The sequence below is a fragment of the Vibrio sp. 1F253 genome, assembly GCF_041439295.1.
GTDB lineage: Bacteria > Pseudomonadota > Gammaproteobacteria > Enterobacterales > Vibrionaceae > Vibrio > Vibrio tasmaniensis_A.
The window spans coordinates 88615-95562 of record NZ_JBGONU010000017.1 but is presented as its reverse complement, the minus strand read 5'-3'; the positions used below and the strand labels follow the sequence as shown (position 1 = coordinate 95562).

General features: G+C 45.1%; 5 protein-coding genes. 1 reads left to right on the top strand and 4 read right to left on the bottom strand.

What is annotated here, in order from left to right; translation table 11 throughout:
• The 4 genes from ACED28_RS10940 to ACED28_RS10925 all read right to left on the bottom strand — a co-directional run.
• The coding region (locus ACED28_RS10940; protein ID WP_371709842.1) for a site-specific integrase at positions 1 to 315 on the bottom strand (315 nt) is incomplete at its 3' end.
• A gap of 452 nt (positions 316 to 767) precedes the next feature.
• Entirely contained in the window at positions 768 to 3647 is a 2880-nt protein-coding gene (gene gcvP, locus ACED28_RS10935) for an aminomethyl-transferring glycine dehydrogenase (RefSeq protein WP_371709841.1), read from the bottom strand.
• 89 nt (positions 3648 to 3736) lie between these two features.
• Complete coding sequence (gene gcvH / locus ACED28_RS10930; RefSeq protein ID WP_009845137.1) at positions 3737 to 4117, bottom strand: glycine cleavage system protein GcvH; 381 nt, start codon at positions 4115 to 4117, stop codon at positions 3737 to 3739.
• A 51-nt stretch (positions 4118 to 4168) separates the two neighbouring features.
• Complete coding sequence (locus tag ACED28_RS10925) at positions 4169 to 5461, bottom strand: serine hydroxymethyltransferase (protein ID WP_017097964.1); 1293 nt, start codon at positions 5459 to 5461, stop codon at positions 4169 to 4171.
• 440 nt (positions 5462 to 5901) lie between these two features.
• Between ACED28_RS10925 and ACED28_RS10920 the strand changes: the two genes are divergently transcribed.
• Positions 5902 to 6525, top strand: coding sequence for a helix-turn-helix domain-containing protein (locus ACED28_RS10920; RefSeq protein ID WP_017097963.1), 624 nt, complete (start codon positions 5902 to 5904; stop codon positions 6523 to 6525).
• Positions 6526 to 6948 lie beyond the last annotated feature (423 nt).

Here is a 6948-nt window from a genome sequence, read left to right as displayed (position 1 = left end):
CAGTCGTTTCACTTGTGGCGGCTTCACGATATTGAGCCACTCCCACTGTTTACCCAGTGTGTAGCGATAGAAAAACTGCAAGCCATTACGATCGAGTTTAATGGTGCTCCACGAGTGGGTTTGGATGAGAGAAGCGAAGAACTGTTTAAGGTCATTGGTGGTTAACGTATCAGGGACTCGATCAAAATGTGCGGTGATCCGACGAACCGCACGAGAATAGGCATCAATGGTTGCGGGTCGTTTACCTTGCAGCTTTAGATTGGTAAGGTGTTGTTCATAAAGGGCGTTGTAGCGTTTTAAGTCGGCTGGTTTCATGGGGTTACTCCTGTGAATGACCATCAGGGTGATGGTGTTACAAGAGTATGGCTTGCGCTCGCTTTACTCTGCCGCGCAGCGGCTTCGTTCAACAATAGACTATGGCGTCAATGGCTATTTGGGCGCCATTTATGTTTTACATACCATCACTTTTTAGCTTCAAAGCTTAAGTTGTATAAGTCTTCTATTGCCACAAAGCCAGCAGAAAAACAAAAAGACCAATCCCCAGTGTTACTTTTAGAAGCAAGCCAAGAGGTGCTCCACCTTTTGGCGCTTTATTGCAACATCCCATCATTGATTCCTAATTTGTCGTGAATGTCATATCACCTTAAACCTTTCCCTTACGGTAAGGTCAATGCTTTATTAGTCATATAATCTGGAATCCGAAAAACAAAAAAGCGAACCGTTCGGTTCGCCTTTTGTTATGTTGTTCTGCTTAGCGCCGCTACGAATTAGTCTTCGTAGTTGTCGATGCTTGGGCAAGAACAGATTAGGTTACGGTCGCCGTATACGTTATCTACACGGTTAACAGTAGGCCAGTACTTCGAGTTCTTGGTTGCTTTCGATGGGAAGCAAGCCAGTTCGCGAGAGTAAGGGCGATCCCATTCTGCGCCTGAAAGGTCAACTTGTGTGTGCGGTGCGTTCACTAGAGGGTTGTTGTCTAGTGGCCATTCACCCGCTTTCACTGCTGCCATTTCGTGACGGATTGCGATCATCGCTTCACAGAAACGGTCTAGCTCTTCTAAATCTTCAGATTCAGTTGGCTCTACCATTAGTGTGCCAGCTACAGGGAAAGACATAGTAGGCGCGTGGAAACCGAAGTCCATTAAACGCTTAGCAATATCTTCTTCGCTGATACCTGTATCTTCCTTTAGTGGACGAATATCGATAATACATTCGTGCGCTACGCGGCCGTTAGTGCCACGGTAAAGAACAGGGTAGTGAGGACGTAGTTTTTCCATCACGTAGTTCGCGTTCAGAATCGCTACTTTCGTTGCGTCTGTTAGGCCTGGTTCGCCCATCATTGCGATGTAAGCCCAAGAGATAGGTAAGATTGAAGCACTACCTAAATCTGCCGCTGATACCGCGTAGTCAGAACCTTGTACACCGTTTTCGATGTGACCTGGTAGGAAAGGTGCTAGGTGCGATTTAACGCCGATAGGACCCATACCCGGACCGCCACCACCGTGTGGGATACAGAATGTTTTGTGTAGGTTCAAGTGAGATACGTCTGAACCGATGAAGCCAGGTGAAGTTAGACCTACTTGAGCGTTCATGTTCGCGCCGTCTAGGTAAACCTGACCGCCCGCTGCGTGTACTTGTTCACACACTTCTTTCACTTGCTCTTCGTATACGCCGTGCGTAGAAGGGTAAGTGATCATGATGCTTGATAGGTTGTCTTTGTGCTTCTCGATTTTCGCTGCTAGGTCTGCCATGTCGATGTTGCCATCTTCATCACACTTAACAACCACTACTTTCATTGAAACCATAGATGCTGTTGCAGGGTTAGTACCGTGCGCAGAGCTTGGAATCAGACAAACATTACGGTGAGCTTCACCGCGGCTTGCGTGGTAGCGTTGAATCGCGATTAGACCTGCGTATTCGCCAGATGCACCAGAGTTAGGCTGTAGTGAGAAATCGTCGTAACCGGTAATTTCACATAGCTTCTCTTTAAGATCTTTCGCTAGCGCTGTGTAGCCCGCTGCTTGCTCTAGAGGTGCGAATGGGTGAATTGAACCAAACTCAGGCCATGTTACTGGAATCATCTCAGCAGCAGCGTTCAGCTTCATCGTACAGCTGCCCAGTGGGATCATGCCGTGCGTTAGTGAGAAGTCTTTGTTCTCAAGCTGTTTTAGGTAACGCATCATTTGCGTTTCGCTGTGGTGCGTGTTGAATACTGGGTGAGTTAGGAACTCTGATTCACGACGGCAGTTTTCTGGAATTGCTGCAAACTCATTTGATGCAATGTCAGAAGATAGTGCTTGAACGTCTTCTTTCACGTCGAAGATTGCGAATAGTGCATTCACGTCGTCGATCGTTGTTGTTTCGTCTAAGCTGATACCGATTTTACCCTTAAGAAGGCGAAGGTTGATGTCTGCTGCTTGCGCTTTCGCGTACAGTGCATCTGTCTTCTCTTCAGAGTTGATCGTGATGGTATCAAAGAAGCTGTTGTTCGTTAGTTCGTAACCCGATTTAGTCAGGCCAGCCGCTAGGATAGCTGTCATGTGGTGTGTACGACGAGCAATAGTACGTAGGCCTTCTGCACCGTGGTAAACCGCGTAGAACGACGCCATGTTTGCTAAAAGTGCTTGAGCTGTACAGATGTTCGATGTCGCTTTCTCGCGGCGGATGTGTTGCTCACGAGTTTGCATTGCCATACGTAGCGCTTGGTTACCGTGAGTATCGATAGATACACCGATTACACGACCTGGCATTGTACGCTTATGTTTTTCACGAGTACCCATGAATGCAGCGTGTGGACCACCGTAACCCATAGGAACGCCGAAACGTTGCGCTGAACCGATGACTACGTCTGCGCCCATTTCGCCCGCAGGCTTAAGTAGAGCGGAAGCAAGTAGGTCAGTAGCCACTGTAACCAGTGTTTTGTTAGCTTGAGCTTTCGCAATGATGTCTGTTAGGTCACGAACTTCACCCGTTGTACTCGGGTATTGAAGAAGCGCACCAAATACGTTTTGCTCTGGAAGTGTTTCAAGAGCACCAACCATTACTTCAAAACCGATGTACTCAGCACGAGTTTTAACAACTTCTAGTGTTTGAGGGTGAACATCGTCAGCAACGAAGAATACTTTGCTCTTGCTTTTGCCAGCACGCTTACACAGAGTCATTGCTTCGCCAGCCGCTGTCGCTTCATCAAGAAGGGATGCGTTCGCGATTTCTATACCGGTTAGGTCCATTACCATTTGTTGGTAATTGAGTAGAGCTTCAAGACGACCTTGAGAAATCTCTGGTTGGTATGGTGTGTAAGCTGTGTACCAGCCGGGGTTCTCTAAAACGTTACGTAGAATAACGTTTGGAGTGAATGTGTTGTAGTAGCCTTGGCCAATGAAAGTACGTTTCACTTGGTTTAGGTTAGCGATCTCTTTAAGAGAGGTCAGCATGTCCATCTCGCTCAGTGGCGCAGCAAGTGTCATTGGTTTTTCAAGACGGATTTGTGCAGGAACCGTTTCGTCGATCAGTGCGTCTAGGCTAGTCGCGTTGATCGCTTCAAGCATTTTTTGCTGGTCTGCTTTATTAGGGCCGTTATGACGAGCAACAAACTCGTTTTGCGTACCCAAGTCTTTCAGTAATTGGCTTTGAAGTAATTCAGTCATGATATGTTCTACTTTCTCTCTGGAGCCGTGAGCTAGCCCCTAAAATTAAGCTGCTCCAAAGAGCAGCTTTATCGTAATGAGGTTACCTATTAGTCTTCTTCTACAGAGCTTAGGTATTCTTCCGCATCTTTAAGGTTGTTTAGTTCAGACGCATCAGACATCTTCACTTTAACAATCCAACCGCCTTCATAAGGTTCTTCGTTGATTAGCTCTGGGCTATCTTCTAATTCTTCGTTGATTTCTACAATTTCGCCAGAGATTGGTGCGTAGATATCAGAAGCTGCTTTCACTGATTCAACCAGAGAGAAGCTTTCGCCAGCTTCAATTTCGTCTTCAGTGTCTGGCAGGTCAACAAACACAACGTCACCTAGTAGCTCTTGAGCGTGCTCAGAAATACCAATAGTTACAGTACCGTCACCGTTGTCTTTTACCCACTCGTGGCTGTCTGCAAACTTTAGTGTATTGTCCATTGCTTATTCTCCAAAAATTTATGAGGTTTTAATTTAAATCTTAAAATTGGTTTAACGGTAAAGAGGGAAGCGCTTGCAAAGCTCTTTAACTTGCTTGCGAACACGTTGCTCAACTTCAGCATTGCCTTCAGGGCTTTCAACTAAGCCATCAAGTACATCGCCGATCCATTCACCGATAAGTTTGAATTCTTCAGTGCCAAAACCACGACTGGTTCCAGCTGGCGTGCCTAAACGGATACCAGAAGTAATCATAGGCTTCTCTGTATCGAATGGTATGCCATTTTTGTTACATGTGATCCCTGCACGCTCTAATGCTTCTTCAGTTACGTTACCTTTCAAGCCTTTAGGGCGAAGGTCAACCAACATTAGATGTGTGTCTGTACCGCCAGTCACAATGTCACAACCGCGAGTTTGCAACACTTCAGCAAGAACTTTTGCGTTGTCGATCACTGAATCAATATAAGTATTAAATTCAGGGCCAAGTGCTTCGCCAAACGCCACTGCTTTAGCCGCGATAACGTGCATTAGTGGGCCGCCTTGAAGGCCAGGGAACACTGCAGAGTTGATCTTTTTGTTGATGTCTTCGTGGTTCGTAAGAATCATGCCGCCGCGTGGGCCACGAAGTGTTTTGTGCGTTGTTGTGGTAACAACGTGTGCGTGTGGTAGTGGGCTAGGGTGAGCACCTGTCGCGATAAGACCCGCGATGTGTGCCATATCGACCATTAGGATAGCGCCAACTTCGTCAGCAATTTCGCGGAACTTAGCGAAATCAATAACGCGTGGGATAGCACTACCACCTGCAATAATCATTTTAGGTTGGCTTTCGACAGCTAATGCGCGAACTGCTTCGTAATCGATTTCAAGTGTGTCGCGGTCTACGCCATATTGAACTGCGTTGAACCACTTACCAGACATTGCAGGACGTGCACCGTGTGTGAGGTGACCACCAGCATCTAAAGACATACCAAGGATTGTGTCGCCGGGTTGAAGTAGGGCAAGTTTTACTGCACCGTTTGCTTGAGCGCCAGAGTGAGGCTGCACGTTTACGTACTCACATTTGAACAGCTGTTTAGCACGTTCAATTGCGATAGCTTCAACGGTATCTACGTGCTCACAACCACCGTAGTAGCGACGGCCTGGATAGCCTTCTGCGTATTTGTTGGTTAGGCAAGTGCCTTGAGCTTGCATTACTGCTTTAGAAACGATGTTCTCAGAAGCAATAAGTTCGATTTGTTCGTTTTGACGAGTGTTCTCTGCTTGGATTCCAGCAAATACGGCGTCGTCAGTGCCTGATAGGTTCGTAGAGAAAAAACTGTCTAAGCTGTGGTTTTGGTAAGCGTTCATTGTCGAGACCTTTCATTAAGCTAATGGTGATTGTTTTTATAGTCCATTAGGTCTTACGTTGATTTCTGCATCGGTATCGTTTGCGCTATATAGGTACAGACATACGTTGATTGCGTATTAAATATACTCTTACAGCGTCTAAGCGATCGTTGTAGGGTCAATGCAGCACGAATTGGTTCCCAAAAAATCGGGTAAAAAACAGCTCTTACAAATGTTAAATCTATCATTTGCGGCAAGCCGAAGTAGCATCTCTTCATCTAACAAGTCGATAACATAGCTCCGTTAAAATCAATTTTCAACAAAAATTTCCAATAGGAAACAGATTTTCTTGTTTTGCTACGGGGAGCACGCTTTATTTCTCTGTGTGCTCTTTAATCAACAAAGCGCTTTATGCAACAATGAAATTAATAGACAGGAAGTAAAAAATTAGTGAGGGACCTATGTCAGAAGACATTTATGATGAGTACCCATCTCTAACGTTGGCGAAGGAAACGTTAGACCAGAATATTGAACCACTTAGGCTTGGCCAGCGCATTAAAGACATCCGCGGTAAGCTTGGGATCACGCTAGAAGAAGCAAGCCAAAGAACAGGCTTGGCGCGTTCTACGCTCAGTAAAATAGAGAATGAACAGATCTCTCCGACCTTTCAAGCGATGCAGAAATTGGCTATGGGGTTGCAGATAAATATGCCGCAACTCTTTGAACCACCAAGAAAAAAAGTCGCTACAGGACGTCGTGATTTAACCAAAGTAGGCCAAGGTAAACCACACCCAACACCCACTTATGAACACGAATTGCTTGCCACAGAGCTCTCTAATAAGAAGATGATGCCGTTTAAGAGTCGAGTGAGAGCTCGTACTTTTGAAGAGTATAACGATTGGGTGCGCCACGATGGTGAAGAGTTCTTAATGATCATATCGGGTGATGTGATGTTCTACTCAGAATTCTACGAACCCGTGCCAATGAGTGAAGGCGATAGCATGTATTACGATGCGAATATGGGTCATATGCTGATTTCAACTAGTGCTGAAGATGCACTCATTCTGTGGGTGACTGCAAAATAACTGTAGGACACAGCAAAATAAGCTAACAAGTTTTGAATTTCTTATAGTGGATGCAAACGTTTGCTTTTGTTTTGAACGTTAGCTAATAGACGCGATATTGATGCGAAAATCATCAATATCGCGTTTTTGTATGTACCGAACAATTGTTTTTAAATTGTTAAATGTCACATTTTGAGCTGTTTGACTATTGTTAAGGGTGTAAAACTGACGCAGGCTTGTTTATTATAGTGAACATGGTTTACTCATGTTGATTGAAGTTTACTGAAGTGAATTCTTAGAAAGTGAGTTGTATGGGTTCTGTACAGTTATTCATAATTTATAGAGCCAACGATATAAGCCTATATAAAGGACATCACTTTTTATTATCTACTGTTTCTAACGTTAACCAGTATCGTTAGAGGCGACTCTAAATAGAGATATAAG

Excerpts from the sequence above, each read along its gene's own strand:
- ACED28_RS10920 (WP_017097963.1), top strand. The coding sequence starts at position 5,902 with ATGTCAGAAGACATTTATGATGAGTACCCATCTCTAACGTTGGCGAAG.
- ACED28_RS10925 (WP_017097964.1), bottom strand. The coding sequence starts at position 5,461 with ATGAACGCTTACCAAAACCACAGCTTAGACAGTTTTTTCTCTACGAAC.
- gcvH (WP_009845137.1), bottom strand. The coding sequence starts at position 4,117 with ATGGACAATACACTAAAGTTTGCAGACAGCCACGAGTGGGTAAAAGAC.
- gcvP (WP_371709841.1), bottom strand. The coding sequence starts at position 3,647 with ATGACTGAATTACTTCAAAGCCAATTACTGAAAGACTTGGGTACGCAA.